This window comes from Nitrosomonas europaea (assembly GCF_900167395.1).
GTDB classification, from domain to species: Bacteria; Pseudomonadota; Gammaproteobacteria; order Burkholderiales; family Nitrosomonadaceae; genus Nitrosomonas; species Nitrosomonas europaea.
The window spans coordinates 1-24,244 of the sequence record NZ_FUWK01000041.1 but is presented as its reverse complement, the minus strand read 5'-3'; the positions used below and the strand labels follow the sequence as shown (position 1 = coordinate 24,244).

General features: G+C 51.3%; 29 protein-coding genes and 2 tRNA genes. 15 read left to right on the top strand and 16 right to left on the bottom strand.

Features of this window, described 5'->3' with window-relative positions; translation table 11 throughout:
• From B5D58_RS11325 to B5D58_RS11315, 3 genes are all read left to right on the top strand, one after another.
• The coding region (locus B5D58_RS11325) for an integrase core domain-containing protein (RefSeq protein ID WP_143779581.1) at positions 1 to 269 on the top strand (269 nt) is incomplete at its 5' end.
• Between the two features lie 354 nt (positions 270 to 623).
• Entirely contained in the window at positions 624 to 2,186 is a 1,563-nt protein-coding gene (locus B5D58_RS11320) for a TerC family protein (RefSeq protein ID WP_011112720.1), read from the top strand.
• 241 nt (positions 2,187 to 2,427) lie between these two features.
• Positions 2,428 to 3,333, top strand: coding sequence for a transglycosylase SLT domain-containing protein (locus B5D58_RS11315; RefSeq protein WP_011112719.1), 906 nt, complete (start codon positions 2,428 to 2,430; stop codon positions 3,331 to 3,333).
• A gap of 25 nt (positions 3,334 to 3,358) precedes the next feature.
• Here the strand turns inward: B5D58_RS11315 and hepT are convergent, their stop codons facing one another.
• Genes hepT through aat form a run of 7 tightly spaced genes read right to left on the bottom strand, consistent with a single transcriptional unit; the run spans position 3,359 to position 7,950 of the window.
• Positions 3,359 to 3,796, bottom strand: coding sequence for a type VII toxin-antitoxin system HepT family RNase toxin (gene hepT / locus B5D58_RS11310; RefSeq protein WP_011112718.1), 438 nt, complete (start codon positions 3,794 to 3,796; stop codon positions 3,359 to 3,361).
• Positions 3,786 to 4,181 carry a type VII toxin-antitoxin system MntA family adenylyltransferase antitoxin gene (mntA, locus tag B5D58_RS11305; RefSeq protein WP_011112717.1) on the bottom strand — a complete coding sequence of 132 codons (396 nt, stop codon included), beginning with the start codon at positions 4,179 to 4,181 and terminating at the stop codon, positions 3,786 to 3,788. Before mntA ends, hepT begins: the two co-directional genes overlap by 11 nt.
• Entirely contained in the window at positions 4,178 to 4,849 is a 672-nt protein-coding gene (gene nth / locus B5D58_RS11300; RefSeq protein WP_011112716.1) for an endonuclease III, read from the bottom strand. The genes mntA and nth overlap by 4 nt, the downstream gene beginning before the upstream one ends.
• Positions 4,850 to 5,506: an RnfABCDGE type electron transport complex subunit B gene (locus B5D58_RS11295; RefSeq protein WP_011112715.1), complete on the bottom strand. Its 657-nt coding sequence runs from the start codon at positions 5,504 to 5,506 to the stop codon at positions 4,850 to 4,852. It abuts the gene before it with no gap.
• Positions 5,496 to 6,524, bottom strand: coding sequence for a quinone-dependent dihydroorotate dehydrogenase (locus B5D58_RS11290; RefSeq protein WP_011112714.1), 1,029 nt, complete (start codon positions 6,522 to 6,524; stop codon positions 5,496 to 5,498). Before B5D58_RS11290 ends, B5D58_RS11295 begins: the two co-directional genes overlap by 11 nt.
• Before the next feature lie 2 nt (positions 6,525 to 6,526).
• Complete coding sequence (locus B5D58_RS11285) at positions 6,527 to 7,237, bottom strand: arginyltransferase (RefSeq protein ID WP_041356853.1); 711 nt, start codon at positions 7,235 to 7,237, stop codon at positions 6,527 to 6,529.
• 2 nt (positions 7,238 to 7,239) lie between these two features.
• On the bottom strand, positions 7,240 to 7,950 hold the full coding sequence (aat, locus tag B5D58_RS11280) for a leucyl/phenylalanyl-tRNA--protein transferase (protein WP_011112712.1): 711 nt from the start codon (positions 7,948 to 7,950) through the stop codon (positions 7,240 to 7,242).
• Positions 7,951 to 8,312: 362 nt separating this feature from the next.
• Between aat and B5D58_RS11275 the strand changes: the two genes are divergently transcribed.
• A complete protein-coding gene (locus B5D58_RS11275; protein ID WP_011112711.1) occupies positions 8,313 to 9,179 on the top strand; it encodes a hypothetical protein in 867 nt (288 codons plus the stop codon).
• A gap of 225 nt (positions 9,180 to 9,404) precedes the next feature.
• Here B5D58_RS11275 and mpl read toward each other — a convergent pair whose 3' ends face one another.
• Positions 9,405 to 10,769 carry a UDP-N-acetylmuramate:L-alanyl-gamma-D-glutamyl-meso-diaminopimelate ligase gene (gene mpl / locus B5D58_RS11270; RefSeq protein ID WP_011112710.1) on the bottom strand — a complete coding sequence of 455 codons (1,365 nt, stop codon included), beginning with the start codon at positions 10,767 to 10,769 and terminating at the stop codon, positions 9,405 to 9,407.
• A gap of 168 nt (positions 10,770 to 10,937) precedes the next feature.
• Here mpl and B5D58_RS11265 point away from each other — a divergent pair, with 168 nt between their 5' ends.
• Positions 10,938 to 12,131 (top strand): NAD(P)/FAD-dependent oxidoreductase, encoded by a 1,194-nt coding sequence (locus B5D58_RS11265; protein ID WP_011112709.1) that lies wholly within the window; start codon positions 10,938 to 10,940, stop codon positions 12,129 to 12,131.
• Between the two features lie 28 nt (positions 12,132 to 12,159).
• On the opposite strand, the gene B5D58_RS11260 is transcribed toward B5D58_RS11265, so the two are convergent.
• From B5D58_RS11260 to argJ, 3 genes are read right to left on the bottom strand one after another with little or no spacing between them, the layout of a single operon-like run.
• Positions 12,160 to 13,095, bottom strand: a complete 936-nt coding sequence (locus B5D58_RS11260) for a Nudix family hydrolase (protein WP_011112708.1) — start codon at positions 13,093 to 13,095, stop codon at positions 12,160 to 12,162.
• Position 13,096: 1 nt separating this feature from the next.
• A complete protein-coding gene (locus tag B5D58_RS11255; RefSeq protein WP_011112707.1) occupies positions 13,097 to 13,990 on the bottom strand; it encodes an ATP-binding protein in 894 nt (297 codons plus the stop codon).
• Positions 13,991 to 13,996: 6 nt separating this feature from the next.
• The gene (gene argJ, locus B5D58_RS11250) at positions 13,997 to 15,226 is read right to left on the bottom strand and encodes a bifunctional glutamate N-acetyltransferase/amino-acid acetyltransferase ArgJ (RefSeq protein WP_011112706.1); all 1,230 of its coding nucleotides are present in this window, start codon (positions 15,224 to 15,226) and stop codon (positions 13,997 to 13,999) included.
• Between the two features lie 147 nt (positions 15,227 to 15,373).
• On the opposite strand from argJ, the gene B5D58_RS11245 reads away from it, so the two are divergent.
• The 9 genes from B5D58_RS11245 (at position 15,374) to B5D58_RS11205 (ending at position 20,836) form a co-directional block, all read left to right on the top strand.
• Positions 15,374 to 15,787 (top strand): rhodanese-like domain-containing protein, encoded by a 414-nt coding sequence (locus tag B5D58_RS11245; protein ID WP_041356851.1) that lies wholly within the window; start codon positions 15,374 to 15,376, stop codon positions 15,785 to 15,787.
• Positions 15,788 to 15,818: 31 nt separating this feature from the next.
• Positions 15,819 to 16,076 (top strand): glutaredoxin 3, encoded by a 258-nt coding sequence (gene grxC / locus B5D58_RS11240; RefSeq protein ID WP_011112704.1) that lies wholly within the window; start codon positions 15,819 to 15,821, stop codon positions 16,074 to 16,076.
• A 74-nt stretch (positions 16,077 to 16,150) separates the two neighbouring features.
• Positions 16,151 to 16,636 carry a protein-export chaperone SecB gene (gene secB, locus B5D58_RS11235; protein WP_011112703.1) on the top strand — a complete coding sequence of 162 codons (486 nt, stop codon included), beginning with the start codon at positions 16,151 to 16,153 and terminating at the stop codon, positions 16,634 to 16,636.
• 3 nt (positions 16,637 to 16,639) lie between these two features.
• Entirely contained in the window at positions 16,640 to 17,128 is a 489-nt protein-coding gene (locus tag B5D58_RS11230; RefSeq protein WP_011112702.1) for an SH3 domain-containing protein, read from the top strand.
• The gene (locus B5D58_RS11225) at positions 17,125 to 18,114 is read left to right on the top strand and encodes an NAD(P)H-dependent glycerol-3-phosphate dehydrogenase (RefSeq protein WP_011112701.1); all 990 of its coding nucleotides are present in this window, start codon (positions 17,125 to 17,127) and stop codon (positions 18,112 to 18,114) included. The genes B5D58_RS11230 and B5D58_RS11225 overlap by 4 nt, the downstream gene beginning before the upstream one ends.
• A gap of 212 nt (positions 18,115 to 18,326) precedes the next feature.
• The gene (locus B5D58_RS11220; RefSeq protein WP_011112700.1) at positions 18,327 to 18,599 is read left to right on the top strand and encodes an HU family DNA-binding protein; all 273 of its coding nucleotides are present in this window, start codon (positions 18,327 to 18,329) and stop codon (positions 18,597 to 18,599) included.
• 30 nt (positions 18,600 to 18,629) lie between these two features.
• A tRNA-Val gene (locus B5D58_RS11215) sits at positions 18,630 to 18,705 on the top strand.
• Positions 18,706 to 18,774: 69 nt separating this feature from the next.
• Positions 18,775 to 18,851 (top strand) — tRNA-Asp (locus B5D58_RS11210).
• Positions 18,852 to 18,943: 92 nt separating this feature from the next.
• Complete coding sequence (locus tag B5D58_RS11205; protein ID WP_011112699.1) at positions 18,944 to 20,836, top strand: SurA N-terminal domain-containing protein; 1,893 nt, start codon at positions 18,944 to 18,946, stop codon at positions 20,834 to 20,836.
• Between the two features lie 50 nt (positions 20,837 to 20,886).
• On the opposite strand, the gene B5D58_RS11200 is transcribed toward B5D58_RS11205, so the two are convergent.
• From B5D58_RS11200 to B5D58_RS14455, 4 genes are all read right to left on the bottom strand, one after another.
• The gene (locus tag B5D58_RS11200) at positions 20,887 to 21,681 is read right to left on the bottom strand and encodes an enoyl-ACP reductase FabI (protein WP_011112698.1); all 795 of its coding nucleotides are present in this window, start codon (positions 21,679 to 21,681) and stop codon (positions 20,887 to 20,889) included.
• A 266-nt stretch (positions 21,682 to 21,947) separates the two neighbouring features.
• On the bottom strand, positions 21,948 to 22,481 hold the full coding sequence (locus B5D58_RS11195; protein WP_050731279.1) for a GlxA family transcriptional regulator: 534 nt from the start codon (positions 22,479 to 22,481) through the stop codon (positions 21,948 to 21,950).
• 187 nt (positions 22,482 to 22,668) lie between these two features.
• The gene (locus tag B5D58_RS11190) at positions 22,669 to 23,295 is read right to left on the bottom strand and encodes a carbon-nitrogen hydrolase family protein (RefSeq protein ID WP_256335823.1); all 627 of its coding nucleotides are present in this window, start codon (positions 23,293 to 23,295) and stop codon (positions 22,669 to 22,671) included.
• Complete coding sequence (locus B5D58_RS14455; protein ID WP_353681452.1) at positions 23,288 to 23,485, bottom strand: nitrilase-related carbon-nitrogen hydrolase; 198 nt, start codon at positions 23,483 to 23,485, stop codon at positions 23,288 to 23,290. Before B5D58_RS14455 ends, B5D58_RS11190 begins: the two co-directional genes overlap by 8 nt.
• 137 nt (positions 23,486 to 23,622) lie before the next feature.
• On the opposite strand from B5D58_RS14455, the gene B5D58_RS13910 reads away from it, so the two are divergent.
• On the top strand, positions 23,623 to 23,784 hold the full coding sequence (locus B5D58_RS13910; protein ID WP_158297477.1) for a hypothetical protein: 162 nt from the start codon (positions 23,623 to 23,625) through the stop codon (positions 23,782 to 23,784).
• A 168-nt stretch (positions 23,785 to 23,952) separates the two neighbouring features.
• Here the strand turns inward: B5D58_RS13910 and B5D58_RS11180 are convergent.
• Positions 23,953 to 24,244: transposase (locus B5D58_RS11180; RefSeq protein WP_143779580.1), on the bottom strand; the 292-nt coding region annotated here is incomplete at its 5' end.

The following is a 24,244-nucleotide window of genomic DNA, read 5'->3' as shown; positions in this document are numbered from 1 at the left end:
ATTCCAAAACGAAAGCCAATCATCCGCAGACCAACGGTATTTGCGAACGCTTTCACAAAACCATCTTGCAGGAGTTCTACCAGGTGACATTCCGGCGCAAGATTTACCAGTCCATTGAAGAGTTACAACACGATCTGGATGATTGGATGGCGTACTACAACAGTGTGCGGACTCACCAGGGAAAAATGTGCTGTGGACGCACCCCGATGCAAACTTTAATTGACGCAAAGGAGATATGGGACGATAAAATTACCGAATTGAATAACTGAATCTGATCTAACAGGCACTCGTCAAATCGGGTAACTGTCAGATCAGATCTCAACTACTACAAACATGCTTTTAGGGGGGATTGGCGTACCTTTACATATAGCTCTGTGTGAAAGAGCAACTTCGCAAGCCAATTAAGAGATTTCTGGATCTCCATGCCGCTTATGCAGCTCACGAAGTCGGGGGTAAACTACCTTCAGGAGTCTTCATCCCGTTTTTCAGTGTTTGCTTGTCTGAAAAAACTTGTACTATATTGATAGTTCGCACTCGTCTACGGTGTGATTTCCTTTTATCCGGATTTGGATACTTCATATCCTTGATTACAGTCTTTCAATTTCTTTCAGGTATCAGAAAAAGTGTTTTTTGAATGGGTAGTCGATCCCGCTGCGTGGGCGGGGCTGGCAACGCTGGTTATTCTGGAAATCGTACTGGGGATCGATAACCTGGTTTTCATTGCAATACTGACGGATAAGCTGCCGCCACATCAGCGCGGAAAAGCGCGCATCGTTGGTCTTTCTCTGGCGCTCATCATGCGCCTCATTCTGCTGGCATCCATTTCCTGGGTCATAACGCTCACTACGCCGCTGCTGACACTGTTCGATGTCGAGCTGTCCTGGCGAAATCTGATTCTTTTGTTCGGGGGGATATTCCTGCTTTTCAAGGGAACGATGGAGCTGCACAGCCGACTGGAGGGGCAGGATGGACAAAAAGAAGGCAAGGGTGTGCATGCCGTTTTCTGGCAGGTCATCGTGCAGATCATCGTGCTGGATGCGGTTTTTTCGCTTGACAGCATGATTACTGCAGTCGGAATGGTGGAGCACCTCTCGGTGATGATGATCGCCGTTATCATCGCGATCATTGTCATGATGGTTTCTTCCGGGCCGTTGATGATTTTCGTCTCCAGACATCCTACCGTTGTCATTCTCTGCCTGGGCTTTCTGATGATGATCGGTTTTTCGCTCGTGATCGAAGGCTTCAACTTTCATGTGCCCAAAGGGTACCTCTATGCTGCGATCAGTTTTTCCATCCTGATTGAGACCTTTAATCAGATTGCCAGACATAACAAGGAAAAGCTCATTACTACCGGGGATTTGCGTGATCGTACTGCTGAAGCCGTGTTGCGGTTGCTTGGCGGGCGGCATGGTGAAGTCGGGCTGGGTGAGACATCAGAAGTGATCGCGCAGCAGGTGGCCGAAAATGACCTGTTCGCCCGTGAAGAAAAGGAAATGATTGAAGGAGTGCTGACACTGGCCGGGCGCCCTGCCATGTCCATCATGACACCGCGTACTGATATCGATTGGCTGGATCTGGGAGATACCAGTGAGATGATCAGGGCAAAAATAATTGATAGCGGTCACTCACGTTTTCTGCTGGCACACGGTAATGTTGATGAGTTTGTAGGTGCTGCATTTGCTAAGGATTTGCTGCGTGACATGCTGGAAGAAGGGAAGATCAATCTGGAAAAGTCGCTGCGTCATCCGATCGTGGTGCTTGAACGGGTTCCTGTGATCAAGCTGATGGAGCAGCTTCGTAACCAGACGTTACAGTTGGCAGTGATCGTGGATGAGTATGGATCGGTTGAGGGAATCGTTACGCCGGCGGATATTCTGGAGGCGATTGCGGGTGAGTTTCTGGATGCGGGTGAAGAAAAAGTAGTGGCAGAGCAACAGGCTGATGGCACCTGGCTGATGGATGGATGGATCAGTATTCGCAAGGCATCCAATCTGCTGGAGCATGATCTGGTGGACGAGGCTGAACGTTATTCCACACTCGGTGGTTATTTGCTCTGGCAGTTTGGCTATATTCCTGCAGCGGGGGAACAGATTACGGTTGATGGCCTGATTTTTGAGATCGTTTCGGTCAATAAGCATAATATCGGCAAAGTGCGCGTGCATCGTACACAGCCTGAAAACGAATAAAAGCTTTATGAGGGGGTTCGCTGAAATATTTTGTATCGTCAAATCCGTATTTGTCGGAATTTTTTACATTGTTTGCAAGGCCAGTTTATCTTGGTGAATTTGCCGGGAAACATCTGAAAAATTTCTGCCCGTAAGCAAACAGTTATCACTGAAGCCGGAATGTTTCTGTATTCTGGCACGATTGTTGCTCCGTTAATTATCAATAAAACAATACTTTAACTCTCAGGAGCAGAAGAGAAATATGCGTATCTCCTTCAAATGGCAATGGGCTGTATTGAGTTTTCTGGTATTACATACTGCCGTTGCTCACAGTGGGAGGGATATTCAGGCTGTACGGTATGCTGGTGTTAAGGGGGGGGGCGACATACTGGTAGCACAGGCTCGGCAGTATGAGCATGGTGAAGGTGTGCTGCAAGACAGGGAAAAAGCAGTGGAGCTTTATTGTCAAGCAGCCCGGCAAGGCTCGGCCGAGGGGCAGTATGCACTGGGGTGGATGTATGCCAACGGACGTGGGGTCGAGCGTAATGATGGGATTGCTGCCAGATTATTCGAGATGGCTGCTGCCCGGAAGCATGCGGATGCACAAAAGTTACTGCGATTCATGCCTCTACCGGATAAACGGAAAGTGCAGTTACCAAATTGTCTGAGTAGAAATGTTTACGTTCGGACAAACATTACACCGAACAAATACTATGTTGATCAGTCTATTTCTGCACTTGTGGAAAAACTGGCTCCACAATACGAGATTGATCCGGGTCTCGTACTCGCAGTCATTGCGGTTGAGTCCGGTTTCAATACACAGGCGGTTTCTCCCAAAAATGCACAGGGGTTGATGCAGCTCATTCCCGCGACTGCTGAAAGATTTCAGGTCAGAGATGTTTTTGATCCGGAAGAAAATATCAGGGGTGGGATGGCTTATCTGAGATGGTTGCTCGCCTTCTTCAAAGGAGATGTGGCGCTGGTGGCCGCAGCCTACAATGCGGGCGAAGGTGCCGTCGAGAAATATCGCGGTATTCCACCTTATCCTGAAACTGTAAAGTATGTCGACAAAATTATGTCACGCTACAACAAGACCTCTCACCCGTACCAGCCTGGTGTGGTCAATAGAACTTCCTTCATCTTTGCCTCTGCCGCATCAGGACAATAAGGCTGTCGGTCATCTCACGAAACTGTTATCCTCTCTGGTTCCCGCCTAACGCTGCGTCATGCAGCAACAGAGTCTGGCTGTACTGTAAAAATTCATCCAGGTGATTTTCGATGATTCTTACGGTAATAGGCAGTTGCAGGGCAATGTAATCATGCACGGCGATATTCTGAAAACTCACCATCCGTTTAAGACTGTCAGCCAGTTCAATATTGATCCAGCCACCGCGTGCCAGTAAGGAAAACACATCACGGGTGCTTTGTGGAATTCCCAGTTTTTCACGGCGAATCAGATGCTGGCCCATGTCCAACGCTGCTTCGCAGGCTCGCTGAATGTTGAGAATGGCCGCATCCTGGCGAGTGTAATCAGTGGCAAAATTTTCTGGATTGGCAGCGTATTCCTCATGTGCCCGCGCCACGCAGCGTTCAATCGTTGCTGCTTTGTTGATCAGTACATCATCGGCCATAGACTGTTCCTCTTTGTCGGATGTCAGCCAGTAACCCGGCACGTGCTACATCAAGAGCGGTTTTCTCACTCAGGATGAATGCCTCAAATAAGGCTGCCTGCATATCCAGTGTCCACCAGCGTTTCCCGGTGGTAATGATCTGGTATTGCATCACAGTGGAGGCAGCTCGCAGGTCGAGCAGATCAACCGCGTAGCCTGCCACATCGGCCAGTTCGTTCGCGACTTCGAACAGAATCAATGGATCAGTATAGCCCGCTACCAGTACGGCCAGATCCAGATCGCTGTCCAACCTGGCTGTACCCTGAATACGGCTGCCGAAAGCATAAATTGCCAGTAGATCCGATATGTGGGTTTGCAGAGAATGGATGAGAGCATTACGCTTCATGTCAACTGTTTCATATCGAGTGAGGATGCAGTTCCTTCCAGATTTTTTTCCTTGAATTCGCATAAATCCACGATCAGGCACTGGTGACATAGGGGTTTCCTGGCTTTGCAGATGTAACGCCCGTGCAGGATCAGCCAGTGGTGGGCATCGTGACGGAATTCATCTGGTACCACCTTGAGCAGTTTGCGTTCCACTTCCAGGACATTTTTACCTGGTGCGATACCGATACGGTTGGCTACGCGGAAAATATGCGTATCCACTGCAATGGTGGGTTCGCCAAAGGCAGTATTCAGAATCACGCTGGCGGTTTTCCGACCGACTCCCGGCAGCTTTTCCAGTTCCGTGCGGGTGCGTGGGACCTCACCGTTGTACTGTTCGATCAATAATTGGCAGGTGGCAAGAATATTCCTGGTTTTGGTGCGAAACAACCCGATGCGCTGAATGAACGGGCTGAGGCCGGTTTCTCCCAGTTGCAGGATTTTTTCGGGAGTATCCGCCACCAGGAACAGTTTTCGTGTGGCCAAATTGACACTTTTATCAGTGGCTTGTGCCGAGAGGATGACGGCAATCAGTAATTGAAACGGTGTCTGGTATTCGAGTTCGGTTGTCGGACGGGGATTGGCTGCCCTGAATCGGGTGAATATCTCCCGGCGTTTGGTCGTGTTCATTCAGTCCTTGTTGGGGATGTTTGAGCGGGCAAGTGCAGCTCGTGCACGTTCCATGGCGGCCTGGATGGCTGCCTGTTTCGTATCGGTTGCCTGTTGTGCCGTGGGGATTGTGGCTTCTTTCGGTTTGTTCTGCTCTGGTTTCCTGGTGCGTTGCTGCTGGCGTGCCAGCCTGAGTAGTCTCAAGTGATATCGCTCCCGTGCACCGTCAGCGATCTGTTGCCGGATTTCGGGTGTGGCCGGGGCGGGTACGGATACCATGCTGATGCAATCCATCGGGCAGGGGGCGATACAACGTTCGCAACCGGTACATAACTCGGTCAGAACGGTATGTATATGTTTGGCTGCGCCAATGATGGCATCTACCGGGCAGGCGCGCAGGCAGAATGTGCAGCCGATACATTGAGATTCATCGATGACGGCGATGGCAGGCGGTTTGGGATGGCCATAAGTCGTGTTCAGTGGCTTCGGGGCAATATTCAGGATCGCTGCAATTTGAGCCACACCAGCGTCACCGCCGGGTGGACACTGGTCGATATCCGCATGGCCTTCAACAATGGCTGTCGCATAGGGTTTACATCCATCGAATCCACACTGCCCGCATTGGGTTTGCGGCAGCACGGCGTCGATCTGTTCGGTCAGTGAATTTTTATCCAGCATGGGTAGTGCGGGAGCAAAGCAGTGAGACGGTTTTTGTAACCAGATCCGGGCCGCGATAAATCAGCCCGGAATAAATCTGTACCAGACTGGCGCCTGCTTCGATTTTGAGTTGCGCATCCCGGGCTGACATGATGCCACCCGCTCCGATGATGGGAATGGCATGCTGGAGATGGTTGGCAAGCTGACGGATGACTGTGGTACTGCGTTCCGTTAATGGTGCGCCACTCAATCCACCTTTTTCATTGCCGCGTGGCAAATGTTCGACACCCTCTCTTGCAGTGGTGGTGTTGGTCGCAATCACCGCATCCATGCGGTGTTTCATTAACAGCGATGCAATTACGGTAATTTGTTCGGATTCCAGATCAGGGGCAATCTTGATGGCTAGTGGCGTGTAGCGACCGTGGAGATCACTCAGACGGGTTTGTTCCGCCTTAAGTGCGCCCAGTAAATGTTCCAGCTCGGTTTCATTTTGCAGTTGTCTGAGCTGCTGGGTATTGGGAGAGGAAATATTGACAGTGACGTAACTGGCATGCAGGTACACCTTGCGTAAACAGATCAGGTAATCATCGATTGCATTCTGCAGAGGGGTATCCGCATTTTTACCGATATTGATACCCAGTATGCCGCGGTAGCCGGATTGCTGGACATTTTCTATCAGCTTATCCACACCAACGTTATTGAATCCCATCCGATTGATGATTGCTTCAGCCTGTGGAATGCGAAACAGTCGTGGCCGGGGATTACCGACCTGCGGGCGCGGGGTGATGGTTCCCACTTCGATAAAGCCAAATCCCAGAGAGGCCAGTGCGCTGATGCAGGTCCCATTCTTGTCGAGGCCGGCTGCCAGCCCGACTGGATTGGGAAAATCCAGCTCCATGACGCGAACAGGAGTGCAGTCGATGGTGCGATCGGGCAGCAACCCGGTTCTCTTCAGCAGGTTGAGTGTATCCAGTGTAACGGTGTGAGCAGTTTCGGGGTCAAGCAGAAACAGTAGCGGGCGCAGCAGGTTGTACATCATATTTATCGGTTCGTTGTGCGGTATTGCCACTGGTTGTCGATCAGATACTGCAGCGGCTGGAAATTGGCTTTGTAGTGCATCTTCCGGCTGTTTGCAATCCAGTAGCCGAGATAAAGGTAAGGCAGCCGGTCAGCACGGCATTGAGCTGTCTGCCACAGGATGTTGAAGGTGCCGTAACTCGATCCGGGTACATCCGGCTCGAAGAAGGTATAAACCGGTGACAGTCCATCCGGCAGCCGGTCGATGATGCTGACCATGCGCAGCTGTTCATTTTCGTGAAATGTTACCAGAAAGGAATCCACTGTACTTTTCAGCAGAAAATCACGGTACTGTTTGCGTCCGTTTTCATCGTCCTGATCCATGCTGCCATTTGTGTGACGGGATTTCTGGTAGCGCTGGTAGAGATCAAAGTGTACAGGATCGAAATGCAGGGGATGCCAGGCGATCTGCAAGTGCTGATGTCGTTTCCATATTCTGCGCTGGGTGCGATTGGGATCAAACAGCTCCACCGGGATGCGCACCGGAATACAGGCGTGACAGTAATCGCAGTCCGGGCGATAGATTAAGCTGCCGCTGCGTCGATACCCCTGCTGAATCAGTTGGGCATAGGTATTGCTGTCCGACAGAGTGTCGTCAGTGACCACGATACGCGAGCGAGCGAGCTCTCCCGGCAGATAGCTGCAGGGATAACGTCTGGTGATCTGGAAATCCATAGTCACTGCTCCGATCGCCCGGGATAGGTAAAGTCGAAATACCATTTTCTGTTTTGGCCGGGTAGAGCGTTCAGTTGATTCAGCCGTTTGGAGAATTGTGATCTTGGGATTTCCCGTGCACCCATCGACATCAAATGTGCAGTTTTCATCTGGCAGTCGATCAGGCCATAGCCCCAATTTTCCAGTTGTCTGGCCAGATGAACCAGTGCAATCTTGGATGCATCGGTCGCTCGGGAAAACATCGATTCTCCAAAAAAAGCCCTGCCAATGGCTACGCCGTATAGTCCACCGGCCAGTTCGCCCTCTATCCAGGTTTCGACCGAGTGTGCCACCCCCATCTGATGCAGCGCGGTGTAAGCCGCGATCATTTCCTCGTGTATCCATGTACCTGCCTGGTCCTCACGCGGCGCGGCACAGGCTTGCATGACTTCGGTGAAGGCGCTGTCCGTGCGGATCTGGTAGTCATTCTTCTTCAGGGTTTTGTGCAGTGAACGTGAAATTTTTAATTCTCGGGGAAACAGTACCATTCTTGGATCTGGACTCCACCACAGGATGATTTCCCCTGGATTGAACCAGGGAAAGATTCCCTGGCGGTAAGCGGAGATCAGGCGTTCTGGTGACAGATCTCCGCCCGCAGCCAGCAGACCATTGGGTTCGATCAGTGCCTGTTCCAGCGGGGGAAAAGGCGTATCGGAATAGAGTGTACGAATCATGGCCGAAATAATGTCTCCGGGCAGCAAGTGGAAAGCAGGTTTTCTTGATGTGGGTCAGGATGATTGCGCTGGTAATTATCTAACATCCATTGGTAAATGTACCAGTGCCTGCAACATTTATGCCCTGTTTGGCTGGATTTATTAGCAAAACGACCGTGAGGGGGGTGGCGTTTCAGCCTGATCCGGATTTCCTGAATGGTGAAAAGCGTGAGTCAAACGGGAAGGTAACGATCCCGGCTGGCATTTATCGAAAGGAATGACGGAAAACAGCTTTGTTTTGACTTAGATCAAAGTATCCGGATCGTTAACTATTTAGTATTTGCCATACAACATATCCAAGCACATAAAAAAAGGAGAAACGAGTGAATCGTTATGTTATCGGAAAGCGTGCAGTTTTAAGTGTTACAGCCGGCATGCTGAGTATTTCAACATTGTTGAGCGCACCTCAGGTATTTGCTGACAGTACATCGACACAGGCTCTGGAAGCACAAATCAAATTGTTGGAAGAGCAACTGCAGTCTATCCGGGGTGAGTTGGACAGGGTCAAGACGGATACTGTAAGAAATGAACAGAAAATCCGGGAAAACGAGCAATCGGTTGCTTCTGTCGGGGCGCAAAAAAGTGCAGGGGAGAGCGGCAAGCACATGGTGTTTTTCCGGGGTGGTTTTGCACATAGCAACCATACTCGTAATGGCGTTTCCATCCAGAGTGATGTTGCTCCTGTCGGAGCGCAGGATCAGGCCGGAAAAGATGCCTGGTATATCGGCGCTGGTTTTGATTTCAATCTGACCAATGATGTGTGGGGTTTTCTGCCGGGGACCAGTGTGTTTGCCGAGCTGATGTTTGAATACAAACAGTTCAGCAATAGTGTTTCGGGGAATGCACTGGCTAATAATCCAACTCAGCTGGCAGGCGGGGCGCTTAATCCGCGTAAAGTGACAGTCAGCCAGTTTACGCTCACCGCAGCACCAAAAATCAAGTTTCTGGAAGGAAACCGGTTCAGACCATGGATCATCCCGGCCGGACTGGCTTTGCATGTCATCAGCCCGCCGTCTGAATCCATTACGGTGCTGCAGCCGGGTGTCATGTTCGGGGTGGGTGCTGATTACAACATCTGGAAAGCAATTTATGTTGGGGCCGATGCCAGATATCAGCTGGCAGGCGGTAAGATTGATGGAGTGAATGTCAACGGGTTTACCGTTGGCGGTTATCTCGGAATTGGATTCTAAAGCTACCTGGTTATTATTTTGAAGTAGATGGTTGATGGGGAAGTCGTTGTAATCGTAGTGTGTTTTTCTCAGTAGTGATGAGTATTTCTCTCTTCTTGCTTCGGGCAAAGTCAAAGCCCATGCAGTAACGATTTTGTGACGAAGCCTTTACACCCCGCTGGAGTTTCGGTGGGGTGTTTTTTTTGCGGGCGATGGTAATGATGGAGTTCAGAGAGATGTACCGGATCAGGTGCGAAGTGTATCAAGCAATTTGTCGTGCAGGCCGCTGAAGCTGCCGTTGCTCATGATCAGGATATGATCTCCCGGGTGTGCGGTGGCTGCAATGGCGCTGATCATGGTGGTCAGGTCGTGATGGATTTCGGTTTTATCGTCGAGAGAAGCGAGAGCTGAATCGATATTCCAGCCAATCTGGTGGGCATAGCAGAAAATCTGGTCAGCCTGATCCAGACTGGCTGCGAGATCATTCTGCCAGACGCCGAGTTTCATGGTGTTGGAACGTGGCTCCAGCACGGCGATGATGCGTGCTTGGCCGATTTTGGCGCGCAATCCGGCCAGTGTCGTGCGGATGGCAGTGGGGTGGTGTGCAAAATCATCATAAACATGAATATCGTTGATGACACCGCGCAGTTCCATACGTCGTTTCACGTTCTTGAAGCGGGACAAAGCTTCGATACCGAGTTGCGCCGGTACGCCGGCATGCCTGGCTGCAGCCAATGCAGCCAGGGCATTCATGCAATTATGTTCTCCCAGCAATTCCCAATGCAGTATTCCTTGCGACACTCCCTGAAAACGGACTGACAGACTTTCATTCTGCTCCATGGTGATTTGCCAGCCATCGTCCACATCAAACTGTTCTACCGGCGTCCAGCAGCCTTGATTCAATACTCGCTGTAACGCAGTATCCTGCCCGTTGACGACGAGCAGTCCATTGCGGGGAACGATGCGGATAAGATGATGAAACTGGCGTTCGATCGCGGCCAGATCCGGGAAAATATCTGCATGATCGTATTCAAGGTTGTTGAGTACCACCGTTCTTGGCTGGTAGTGTACGAACTTGGAGCGCTTGTCAAAAAAAGCAGTGTCGTACTCGTCCGCTTCGATGACGAAGAAAGGGGAAGGTGTCTGCTCTGCTTCGATGATCCCCAGACGGGCAGACAGACCGAAATTCTCCGGAACACCACCGATCAGAAATCCGGGAGAGAGCCCGGCGTATTCCAGTATCCAGGCAAGCATCGAACTGGTGGTGGTTTTGCCGTGCGTGCCCGCAACTGCCAATACCCACCGGTTGTGCAGCAGGTGTTGTGCCAGCCATTGCGGGCCGGACAGGTAAGGCAGGTGGGCATCGAGAATCGCTTCCATCAGCGGATTACCGCGCGAGACGACATTACCGATGACGAACAGATCCGGTTTCAGTTTGATCTGATCAGCATCATAACCTTCGATCAGCTCGATTTGCTGATCGCGAAGCTGCGTGCTCATCGGTGGATAGACATTGGCGTCACAGCCGGTGACGGTGTGGCCGGCTGCACGTGCCAGTACCGCCAGACCGCCCATGAAGGTGCCGCAGATTCCGAGAATGTGGATGTGCATGAATGTTCCGGCTGTGGGTGGTTGAAAATGAAATGATGTGGCGACTGCCGATTATACGTCAGTCCGTTGGGGGCATGCTTTCCGGAGCGGGCGCAGAGCGCGTGACCGGGCGGATATATCCATGCTACGCTAGTTTCTGTTGATCAACGTGTGGAAGGGAGGAGATGAATGGCTTTTCTGCCATTGTATATACCGAAAGGCAGGCGGCTGAAAATCGTAATTGTTGGTGGCGGTTATGCCGGGATCGCGGCGCTGGTTACGTTGCACCGATACAGCCCGGATGCGGAGATCACGCTGATCGATCCGGGGATCGATCATCTCAAGATTACTCATCTTCATGAAACCTTTCGCTATCCGTTGTCTGATTTTCTGGTGCCGTATGCATTTCTGGAACAGCGTTTCGGGTGTCGTCATATTCGCAGCGCGCTGGCAGTAGATGAATCGATGTTGTGCCAGTGGCAGCGTGATCGCTACCTGCAGGTGGATGATCAGCAAGTTCCGTTCGATTATCTGCTGGTGGCATCGGGTGCAAGATCGTTCACCCGGAATGAGACAGATGAGCGTACTGCGGCAGATGCGGAAAATATAGTTCGTCTGGAAAATTTCTTCACGGTTTCCGGTGCGGATCTGCTGGACAGATTTCTGGCAACACAGGATAGGGCGGGAAATACTGCACCCTCCTGCATTTCTGTCGTAGGTGGCGGGGCGACTGGTATTCAGTTTTTGTTCGAGCTGGCGGGTTACTTGCGTCGCCGCCGGATCAATCATGGCTTGCAACTGGTGGATGACAATGAACGAGTGCTGCAGCGGTATCCGGGAGGATTTGCCCGTTATGTCGAAATGCGCATGCTGGAACTGGATATCGAATTTTATCCGGGAGTATGTTTTCTGGAGCAGCGTGCTGACACAGTTTTGCTGGAGGATAAAACCAGCGGACGGCATTTCGAATTGCCTTCTGTTCTTTCACTGGTATTCACCGGTAACAGGCAGGACAATCTGATCAAGACCAATGCATTCGGTCAGGTGATGGTGGACGGCAAGCCATTGGGAAATATATTTGCGGCCGGGGATTGTTCGGTTTATCCATCATTGGGATCGAATACAATGACTGCCCAGTCGGCGGTGCGCAAGGGAAAACTGGCTGCCCGTAATATTTTGCGCCATTCCGGTGTGCTCAAAGTGCTTGAGCCTTATCTGCATCATGATCTGGGATATGTGGTCAGTCTGGGTCCGGAAGATGCGGTAGGCTGGCTGGCAGTTGAAAACAATGTGGTGACGGGGGTTCCTGCGCTGGCCATCAAAGAGATTGTCGAGGCGCAGTACGATTTGCTGCTGAGCGGGGTGGATACCTATCTGGTTTGAAAGTCCGGGTAATGCTGCAAAACAGAGATCAGATACTACGCATCATGGCGATACCATGGGCACCATATTCCCGGGCAGTTTCCAGATCAGCCGGCAGCAATCCACCCAGCGCGTAAACTGGCAGCGGGTAATCCCGGATGAGCGCGGCAAATTCTTTCCATCCCAATGCAGCTGCGCCGGGGTGACTGAGGGTGGGTTGCACGGGACTCAGAGTAACGAAATCGACTCCCAGTCGTTCTGCGCGCTGAAGTTCCTGTTCGTTGTGACAGGAAGCGCCACACCAATTGACAGCAGGGCGGGAGTGCAGGGATCGCAACTGAGCAGCGGTCAGATGAACGCCATCTGCTTGAAGCGTCTGCGCAAGCGGTATATTTTCATTGATCAGTACGGTAGCCTGATAACTTCGGGCCAGTTGCAGTGCAGTCCTGCTGAAATGTTCCAGCTGGTCGTGTGACATTGCTTTCTGGCGGATTTGCAGCAGTTTCACGCCGTTGCCGAGAGTTTGCCCGATGGATAACAGTGACGCTTCTATGTCTGTTTCAACTGTACGGGTAACGGCATAAATTGAAGGTAATGCCAAGCTGCGCAGAATGGGTGTATTAGCTGGAAGCAACGGGGAAACGGTGATGTTTTCAGCTGTCTGCCAGGCGAACTGTTGTCGTTCACGGGGGGTGAGCTCGCCGTGCCAGTCAGTCACCCGGTAGAACCGAAGCCGTACAGTGGCATGCGGATAGCTGAATGTCCGTGTCAGCCAGGGGGTGGCCTGGCGAACGGTGATGCCAAGTTCTTCATCCAATTCACGCGCGAGCGCCTGAAGTGGAGATTCGCCTGTTTCGATCTTTCCACCCGGAAATTCCCAATAACCGGCGTAAGGTTTTCCATCTGGCCGGCAGGCAAGCAGAAAACTGTCATCCGGGCGAATGAGAACGGCAGCAGCAACTTCAACCAGCGACGGACCGGCCATGCTATTCCTTGTCGACTCTGACCGGTTCGGTTTTTGCCAGTTTTTGCTGCCCTGCCCAGTCCCGAGCGAATTGGCGGGCGACCCGCCCGTTGCGGGAACCACGTGCCAGTGCCCAGCGAAGTGCTTCCTGCCGGGCCGGGCCGGACAGTCTGCTGATGCCATGTTGCGAGAGCCAGTGACGGACGATTTCCAGATATTGTTCCTGATCAAATGGATAGAAAGACAGCCACAAGCCAAAACGTTCCGACAGGGAAATTTTTTCCTCAGTAGCTTCTCCAGGATGAATTTCGCCATCCACGTGCCGGGTTGCCAGATTTTCATGCATGAATTCCGGTATCAGATGGCGGCGGTTGGAAGTGGCGTAGATCAGTACGTTGTCGGATGCGGTAGAGATGGAGCCGTCGAGAACGACTTTCAGCGCTTTGTAACCTGGTTCATCGGCTTCGAATGACAGGTCATCGCAATACAGAATGAAGCGTTCCGGACGCTGGCCGATGAACTCAATGATATCGGGCAGATCGGTGAGCCCCAGCTTATCCACTTCGATCATCCGCAAGCCCCGGTCAGCATAGCGGTTCAGCAAAGCTTTTATCAGAGAGGATTTACCAGTGCCGCGCGCGCCGGTCAGCAATACATTATTGGCTGGAAGTCCTGAAACGAATTGTAGGGTATTGCGGTCGAGTGTCTGTTTCTGCTCTTCGATGTTCAGCAGCTCATTCAGCGTAATCGTATGCGGATGGTTTATCGCTTGCAGATAGCCGGTATCGCCGTGTTTGCGCCAGCGCAAGGCAATATATTCAGCAGGGTCGGCGTGCTGTGGCCGGACGGGCAGCGTATCCTCGATACGGGCCAGCAGTCGGTCGAGTCGTTGGAAAATCGATTCAGGATCGTTCATAGCGGGTTAGCTGCGGTAATCGGCGTTGATTTTGACGTAATCGTAGGAAAGATCGCAGGTCCATACGGTAGTGGACGCGTTTCCCCGGTTGAGTTTCACCTGTATGGTGATTTCCGGTGCCTGCATGATGCGCTGACCGTCTTCTTCACGATAGCTGGCGGCACGGCCTCCGTGTTCGGCAACCAGAATATTGCCCAGGTAAAGCTGAACCAGATTAACATCCAGATCTTCAATACCGGCATAGCCGATGGCTGCCAGAATCCGTCCCAGATTGGGGTCGGACGCAAAGCAGGCTGTTTTGATCAGTGGAGAGTGAGCGATGGCGTAAGCAACTTTAGTGCATTCTTCCCGGGTTTTGCCACTTTCCACTTGAACGGTGATGAATTTGGTGGCGCCTTCACCGTCACGCACGATCATTTGTGCCAGCAGGGCGGCCACTTCGGTGATGGCTGCCTGTAGTGAGATGAAAGCAGGGTCGGTTGATACAGTAATCGGCGTATTGCCAGCCTGTCCGGTGGCCATCAGGATCAGTGCATCGTTGGTGGAGGTATCTCCATCCACGGTGACGCAGTTGAAGGATCGATCAGTTGCGTAACGCACCAGGTCGTCGAGCAAGGGTTGTGTCACGGCCGCATCAGTGGCGATATATCCGAGCATAGTGGCCATGTTCGGGTGGATCATTCCCGAGCCTTTGGCAATTCCGGTAATGGTGACTGTTGTGCCGTTTATCTGGATCTGACGGGAAACTCCTTTGGGCACGATGTCGGTCGTCATGATCGCCTGTGCAGCGGCGAACCAGTTGTCTGGTGCCAGATTTGCCAGGGCCTGCGGAAGATGGGTGATGATTTTTTCTACCGGCAGCGGCTCCATGATGACACCGGTAGAAAAAGGCAGTACCTGTTGGGTCTGGCAGCCGATGAGCCTGGCCAGTGAAGCACAGGTGGCGTGTGCATGATCGATGCCGGACTGACCGGTGCCGGCATTGGCGTTACCGGTATTGATCACCAGTGCACGGATCGGCAGCGAACCCGTAAGATGTGATCGGGCGACCGTGACAGGCGCGGCACAGAATCGATTCCGGGTGAACACACCTGCAACCCGTGTATTTTCTGCCAGCGTGATGACGAGTATATCCTTACGGCCGGGCCGTTTGATACTGGCTTCTGCTGTACCTAGTGACAGGCCGGGGATCGGCAGCAGTTGTTCGGGTAGTAAAGGAGGAATGTTGACTGGCATAAACGAAGATTCGTGTGATGAAAAGCTATTATCGTAACCTATCCCATAAGAAACTGCCTGATTGCCAGGATATATTCATCACAATGGAATGGAGTTTCACAAGTACTTTGTTAAAATAGCAGTTTTTGCCGGCTCTGGATGCATCATATGGAATCAACATTTCTGGTGGACAATATTTTTTTTATCATAGCGGCCATGCTGAGCGGCGGTATGCTGCTGTGGCCGGTAGTCGCGCGTAATTCTGTCCGTGATATCGATCCGAAACGAGCCATCCGGCTGATAAATTACGAGGATGCACTGGTGCTGGATGTCAGAGATGACAGTGAATATGCCGGTGGCCATCCACCTAATGCCAAACATATTCCAGCGGAGAAGATTGAAGATCGCTGGCAGGAGCTGGAAAAGTTCAAGGATAAGCCTGTCGTCATTATCTTTACTCCCGGATTGCGCGTTGGACGGGCGGGGGCTGTTCTACGCAAGAACGGCTTCAAACAGGTATTCAATCTGAACGGTGGTATCGATACCTGGCGGCGGGAGAATCTGCCGCTGGTGAAGAAATGATCCGTGCGAGAACGATGCAGGGAAGGATGACATGCCCAAGATTGTAATGTATGTCTCCGGGTACTGTCCTTATTGCACTATGGCGGAGAAGTTGCTGCGTGCGAGAGGGGTCGAGGAGATCGAAAAAATCAGGGTGGATCTGCAACCGGGGCTGCGTGCCGAGATGATGCAGCGTACCGGACGGCGAACCGTTCCGCAGATTTATATCGGCCCGGTGCATGTCGGGGGGTACGACGATCTGGCAATGCTGGACCGCCAGGGGGAACTGAGCGGATTGCTGGCTGGCTAAGCGCTGGCTGTCAATCTTCCCGATATATTGGCAGCCGGAAAATTTTTGACAAGTGTATTTAACTGGAACTCATCATGACTGAATCACAGCAGCAACCCGTTTTTGTTATTGAAAAAATTTACGTCAAGGATTTATCACTGGAAATTCCTCATGCCCCTCGTATCTTTCTGGAGCGGGAAGCTCCCGAGATCAATTTTCAACTGGCTACCAGTCATAATGCCGTGGATGGGGAAATCCATGAGGTGGTTGTAACTGCTACTGTCACGGCACGGTTGAAGGAAAAGGATCAGGTCATGTTTCTGGTGGAGGCTCATCAGACTGGTATTTTCCGGATAGGTAATGTTCCTGGAGATGAAGTCGAGCCTGTGCTGAGTGTTTTATGTCCGAACATTCTGTTTCCCTACTTACGTGAAACGATCTCGGATACAGTGACGCGCGCCGGATTTCCGCCTGTGATTCTCAATCCGGTTAATTTCGAGGCAATTTATCACCAGAAAAAACAGCAGGAAACGGCTGGAGAACAGCCTGATCAGCCTGCAGATACGATCACCAGGCACTGATTCATGAAGTTTCAGCCACTTCGAGGCGAGAGCATTACGACCGGTCTGCTGTTTTCGCTGTTCGTTCTGCTGATTTTTTCCTGTAGGGCAGTCGCACAGGAAAGTACCCGGAATGAGTTTCTGTCAATCGCGAAATCTGCGGTTGTTCTGTACGATGCACCTTCCCTCAATGCCGGTAAACTGTACGTGGCAGGTGTGAATCTGCCTCTGGAAGTGGTAGTGAAGGTGGTCGGCTGGGTGAAAGTACGTGATTATCACGGATACCTTGCCTGGGTGGAAGACAAGAATCTCGGCCCGAAGCGTTTTGTGATCGTCAAAATACCTGTCGGCAGTGTTTATCAATCTCCCAATCCGACTTCATCACTGATTTTTCAGGCCCAGCAGGATGTGATACTGGAATTGTTGGGTGTCGTTGCGGGTGGATGGGTGAAGGTGAAACATCGGGACGGCCAGACCGGCTATATCAGAACCGATCAGATCTGGGGCGTATGAATATCGCAGTACTCGGTGCGGGCGCCTGGGGAACTGCGCTGGCAATTTGTCTGTCTGCGCGTCACCGTGTGACGCTATGGACCCGTAATGTGGAACATCTGGCTGAACTGGCGGCGTTACGCACCAATCAGCGTTATCTGCCCAGGCAACCTTTGCCGGATTCCATTCATCTTGTCTCTGCGTTGAGTGAGGCACTGGAACGAGCCGAACTGGTTTTTGTCGTCGTACCCGTTGCAGGATTACGCACCACTTTGCAGCAGATGGTGGCATTGAACCCATCATTGCCCCTTATTCTGGCCTGCAAGGGATTTGAAACAGGTTCCGCAAAACTTCCCTGTCAGGTGGTTGAGGAAGTTTATCCAGCGAGTATCACTTGTGGTGTGCTATCCGGCCCGAGTTTCGCCCGGGAAGTGGCACAAGGCCTTCCTGCCGCGCTGACACTTGCTTCTCACGACGAAATTTTTGCCAGAAGCGTTGCCGGTGAGATTCGTACAGCAAGCCTGCGGGTTTATTCAGGCAACGACGTGATCGGGGTGGAGGTCGGTGGAGCACTCAAAAATGTGATTGCGATTGCTGCCGGGATTTCTGATGGAATTGCGTTTGGCAATAATGCCAGAGCAGCGCTGATTACCCGCGGGCTGGCGGAAATTACCCGATTGGGCATGGCACTTGGCGGATGCCGGGAAACCTTTACCGGGCTGACGGGTATCGGTGACCTGATTTTGACTTGTACCGGGAATCTTTCAAGAAATCGTCGGGTTGGGATGATGCTTGCTGCCGGGCGGCAATTGGCAGAGATCCTGCCTGAAATAGGGCATGTCACTGAAGGCGTCTATACGGTTCGGGAAGCGTATGGATTGGGACAGCGGCTGCAAATCGATATGCCCGTGACTCAGGCGGTTTACAGTATTCTGTATGAGCAGGTTCCGGTTGAGATAGCGATTCAGGATATGCTTGATCGTGAGCCTGGAGCTGAAACAGACTGAGGAACCCTTGATCAAGTCTTCCTGAGTGGCATATTCATGATGTAACGCTTGGTTGAACAGGATCGGGCAAGAATTTATCAAAAATCAGGCTGATTTCCGCATAAACACTTGACCGCCGCAAAATGGCTTGATATAAGGGCGTCTACAGAAGTTGTCTGTACAAAAGGTGGAGTTTTCCTGCAACCTAACAAAGCAAAACAAAGGGGAATTTTATGAATAAATCCGATCTCATCGATGTGATTGCCCAATCTGCCGATCTTACCAAAGCTCAGGCAGGCAATGCGCTGGATGGTGCGCTGTCCGCCATCAAGGATGCTCTTGGCAAGAATGACAGTGTCACCCTGGTAGGTTTTGGAACTTTCAAGGTTGGAAAACGGGCAGCACGTACAGGACGTAACCCGCGTACCGGTGCAGAGATAAAAATCAAGGCAGCCAAGGTACCTAAATTCACTGCTGGCAAAGCGCTGAAAGATGCTGTAAACTAGCGCTCCTTCGATGACAGGGATCAGCGAGACGGGTGCTTAGCTCAGCTGGTAGAGCGTCGCCCTTACAAGGCGAATGTCGGGGGTTCGATCCCCTCAGCACCCACCAGCAAGCCTGCCTGTATATCGGGTAAGTGATTGTCTCGAAGCTGATCTCTAATTAGAGAGCGCAATACTGGGAGTGGTAGTTCAGTTGGTTAGAATACCGGCCTGTCACGCCGGGGGTCGCGGGTTCGAGTCCCGTCCACTCCGCCATATCGTTTCCGCCTTTAGTGATCCAGTCATGGCGATGTGGTATCTTTTTCTCTTCCTGTTTTTCCCGATTTTCTTTTTTTCGGATAGCTATCGTGTTTGATTTCGTAAACAAAAAAAAGACGGTCGTTCAGATCGTACTTCTGATTGCTGTTCTGCCTTTCATGTTCTGGGGAGTAGAGTCGTATCGAAGCGCCGGTGATGCGGGCTATGCTGCAGTCGTCGATGGTGAGGAAATCAGCCGTCAGGAGTACGAGCAAGCGATACGTAATCAGCAGGAAAATCTGCGCAATATGTTAGGGGAAAAATTTGATGCCAGCTTGCTGGACAATCCGCAGATGCGTCTGGCCGTTCTGGAAAATCTGATCCAGGAGAGGCTGCTGCGCCGTGAAGCCGAGCGAGTCGGACTGACAGTGCTGGATTCCCGCCTGACTGCTGAAATCCAGAACATCTCGTTTTTTCACGAAGATGAAAAGTTTTCGTACCAGCGTTATCGTGATCTGCTTCAGCGCCAGGGAATGTCACCTGCGATGTTTGAAGCAAGAGTAGCGGGTGAGCTCATGCGCCAACAGTTGCTGGAGGGTATCACCGGAAGTGTCATCGTACCCAGGACGGTTGCAGGCAAAGTGGCGTCACTGAGTGCAACAATGTATGAAATCAACCGGATGACGATCAGTCCTGAGCAGTACATTGACCAGGCTGAGCCGGATGAGGCTGCCATTCAGTCGTACTATGACAGTCACTACCAGGATTTCACACTGCCGGAAAGGGTTAAAGTGGAGTATGTCGTGCTGTCACTGGATGAGCTGGCCCGGCAGGAACAGATTTCTGATGAAGAAATCAGGAAATACTACGACGAGCATCAGGATGAGTTTGGTCAGGCGGAGGAGCGGAGAGCCAGCCATATATTGCTGAGTGTTCCTGCTGATGCCACCGAAGAGCAGAAAACATCCACCAAGGCCCGTGCGGAACAGATTCTGGAACAGGTCAGACAGGATCCGGAAAAACTACCGGAGCTGGCAGCAGAGTTGTCAGAAGATCCGGGTTCGGCCAAGGAAGGTGGAGATCTTGGCTTTTTTGCGCGTGGTCTGATGGTCAAACCCTTTGAGGATGAAGTATTTCAGATGCAACGCGGTGAGATACGCGGTCCGGTAGAAACACCATTCGGTTTTCACATTATCCGGCTGACTGAAGTGAAGGGGGCAGATGTTGCCGGCCTCGATGATGTCAAGGAGCAGATCAGGCAGCTTTTGCAGCATCAGAAAGTGGCAGACAGGTTTGGTGAATTATCCGAAGATTTCAGTAATATCGTTTATGAGCAGAACGATACGCTGCAGCCGGTAGCGCAGATGTTTAACCTGTCTGTTCAGCAGAGTGACTGGATCGATCGCAATTCCAGAGAGCCATCGGTCATTACCAATGAGCGCATGTTGCAGGCAATATTTTCGGAAAGTGCTGTTCGTGACCATTTCAACACTGAATCCATTGAGGTCGCACCTGATACTTTTGTAGCTGCACGAGTGGTTGAACATCGCCCTGCCAGTGCTCAATCCATCGGGTTGGTCAAAGACAGGATCGTTGCGCTTCTGAAACAGCAGCTTGCATCGGAACAAGCTGAAAATGAGGGTAAACAGAAGCTTGCCGGGTTACAGGCGGGAGAGGTCGATGAATCTCTGGAATGGGGAGAATCGTCAGAAGTTTCTTTTGCCCAGAAGAAAGGCGACAATGAAGAAATTCTGCATGCCCTCTTTCAGACGGATGTGGAAAAACTCCCTGCTTATACTGGTGTTGTCACCAGCAAAGGTGGATACGATCTGATTCGGATCAATCAGGTAAAAAGACCTGATATCGGGAATGAATCTTCCCAATACAACCTTCTTTTCGATCAGTTACAACAGATATATGGTCAGGAGGAGTTGAGCGCCTACATTGCGGGACTCAGACAGCGCTACGAAGTAACAATCAGACCACTTGAAGAGAACGACTGACAGTGATAGTGGCAGTAACCCTTCAGGGATTACTGCCCGTTCTTCTCAAGTTACTGCCCTTCTGCATCCAGATTGAATGCAACGGTATTGAATCCCGCATCCACATAAGTGATTTCACCAGTGATACCACTGGCCAGATCACTGCAAAGAAAGGCCGCTACATTACCGACTTCTTCAGTGGTCACGTTTCGTTTCAGAGGCGAAACTTTTTCAGAATATCCCAGCAGTTTGCCAAAATTGCCGATTCCTGCTGCGGCGAGCGTTTTGATTGGTCCAGCTGAAATTGCATTGACCCTGATCCCCTGTTTACCAAGGCTCGATGCCATAAAACGAACATTGGCCTCCAGGCTGGCTTTGGCCAATCCCATCACATTGTAGCTGGGCATCACACGTACCGCACCGAGATAGCTGAGTGTCAGCAGAGCAGCCGGCCTTCCCTGCATCAGTGGCAGTCCGGCTTTTGCCAGCGCGGCAAAGCTATATGAGCTGATGTCGTGTGCAATATGAAAAGCCTGTCGATCGACACTTTCCAGATAATCGCCGGCCAAGGCTGTGCGCGGTGCAAAGGCAATGGAGTGTACGATTCCGTCCAATCCATCCCAGTGATCTGCCAGCTCGCTGAAGCAACGGCTGATTTCTTCATCCTGACTGACATCACAGCGGAACAGCAGGTCACTGTTGAATTCTGCAGCTAATTTACTGATGCGCTCGCGTAAATCATCCGACTGGTAAGTGAATGCCAGTTTGGCCCCTTCACGCTGCATTGCTTTGGCAATACCGTAAGCGATAGAGCGGTTACTGAGCAGGCCCGTAATCAGAATTTGCCGGCCGGCAAGAAATCCCATATCAAACTCCTGTTTATTTATTTCAAACATGTACCGCTAGTCCGGGAACTGTTTCTGGCCCCGTTTACATACAGATCCGTATGAAAGGGATTTTGTCTGTTGTTTACAGTCCTGCAGCGGCTGAGTATTGTAGCATCTCTGCTTATCCTGCTTTGTCCAGGGTTGTACCGTACCTGACTGCATTGCCGGTATTTCCTGGTACTCGTGTCTGTGAAGAATGGGTTATAACGCAGGATGTCGCGCACTTTGAAAGCGCTTGCGATAGCCTAAAGGGTTGACTTCAAGGTTTCGCAGGAATGTTCTCCACATCCGGTCGGTGGTGCCAAAGCCACAGCGGAAAGCAATAAGTTGTAGTGACATTGATGTATCTTCAGACACCTGGCTGCATCGAGTCTGGCTGTTTCGACAAAATCAGCAGATGTCATACCAGTTTCATGGCGGAACAAACGGGAAAAGTTGCGCGTGCTCATGCATGCTTGCTTTGCCATTTCCTCCACCGAAAGATGGGATGAAAGATTCTGCAGCACATATTCCTGTGCGCGCTGGATAGGTGTGCGCTTCGACATTTGCGCGACCAGATGTATACTGAATTGTGACTGCCCTCCAGGCCTTTTCAGGAATACGACCATGTAACGCGCAACAATCAGCGCGAGATCCCGTCCATAGTCTTCTTCGACCAGGGCAAGGGCGAGATCGATTCCTGCGCTTACGCCTGCTTCCGATGATTCGTACCTCGTAAGCAGATGGATTGCCCAGCCGTCGTCCGGCTTCCCAAAAGATTTCCGCCGGCCCAACGACATCAAGCGACTGTACACCCGGTGGAGCGAGCAAGGCTATCTGCATCGTTCGATTCCTTCAGTGATCATCCAACAGACAGCAATTATCGATAAGCAATCTCATCCTTTAGATTTTTAGATCGATAACATCCGTCAGGCCGGACAGACTTACGGGTCAGTGTTCTCCAAGCCTGCCCGGCAGTAATGCTCATCAGTGCTTATCTGCTACCAGTGCATTATAAGTCCAGGGCTGGCGCTTGGCGAACATATGCACATTGGCCATCATGTTTTTCTGGCGTGCACTGGCGATCTCAATGACTTCCAAGATGATCTTGTGCATATCCGGATAGTACGGCCTGGCTACGTCAACATCCCACACGGGGAATTGTGCCGGCAGCGCGATCATGCTTCCACCTCCGAACGGTGCATCGACGCGGTTGGCAAGAATGACAGCACAGCGGTTATCGACGGCGCGCGGTACTGCGATCAGCGTACGCTCCTTCCCGTCCTGCAGACGAGCCGGCCACAGGATCACATCGGCACCATTGATACCCAAACAGCTTGCGGCCTCCGGGAACATGCCATCATAGCCCATCATGATGCCGATACGTCCGTATGGCGTGTCCATAACCGGATATTCAGAGCCTGCTGTTGCCCACATCCGCTCATCACTGAAGAGGTGAACCTTCCGATAGGACATTAGCACATCGCCTTCCGGTCCGATGAGGAATGAGGCGGGATAGAGTTTGCTGTCCACTTCTTCGACATTTGGAACCAGGATCGCACATTTGCTGGCCTTGCAAACCTCACCGAATTTCTCAAGCAGTTCGCTATTGATGGATGCTAGCCGTCTGGCCTCTGTCTTCGTATAGATAACCCGCGTTCATGCACTCGGGAAAAACAATTACACGAACATCCTGTAGTGCGGCTTGCTTTACATAGTGCGCACATATTTCGAGGTTTGCGTCGACATTGCCAACTTCAGCAAGCGTCTGCACTGTGGCAGCACGATATTCATAAGATTTCATTTGGGCCTCCATTTTTCTGGATTGAGTGAAGTGTATTTACAACGATTGGTTAACCTGGAAGTTCTGAAAGAGATTCAATTGGGTTGCGTCGTTGTGGGGTTATTACACTGCAAGGCTGTTGGTGTAGCAATTATGAAATGACTTCATTTACTGCCAAATTACCGCGTATTTCAGCCAACTTGGGTGAACTCTTCAGATATTGGATATTGGAATGGACACGGGGGTGCCATGCTGAATTCATGGAGGATTGGGAATTTCTGAGTGGTGCAGCACAACCACACGGTGTGTCTTCCGCATAGAATACTAAAAATGGTTAGAGGTATATTTACTCATGATGAGGCTCGGGTAAAACTAAAGAAGCTTTACCTGACAGTAACGACTATTCCCGCTGCAGGCAGCAGGTATTACGCCATTTTCCCATTCAGGACGGCCATCTGGCTGTGTAGTTCCCTAGGTCGAATCGACATTTAAAGCCATAAAGTTGCTGCAGCCAGATGTATGAAGGCGGAGAAGTAAATAGCTTTACGGTCATATCTGGTTGAGAGTCTGCGCCAATGCTTGAGTTTGTTGAATGTGCGCTCAATGATATTTCTACATTTATAGATTTCGCGATCATACGTTCTTCGTATTTTGCGGTTTGATCGCGGTGGAATGACAGGCACGGCCTTCATGGAGGCAATGGCGTCGAGAATATTATCGCTGTCGTAGCCTTTATCCGCCAGAACATGCGAGGGCCTGAACCCGCTGATCAGATCAAGA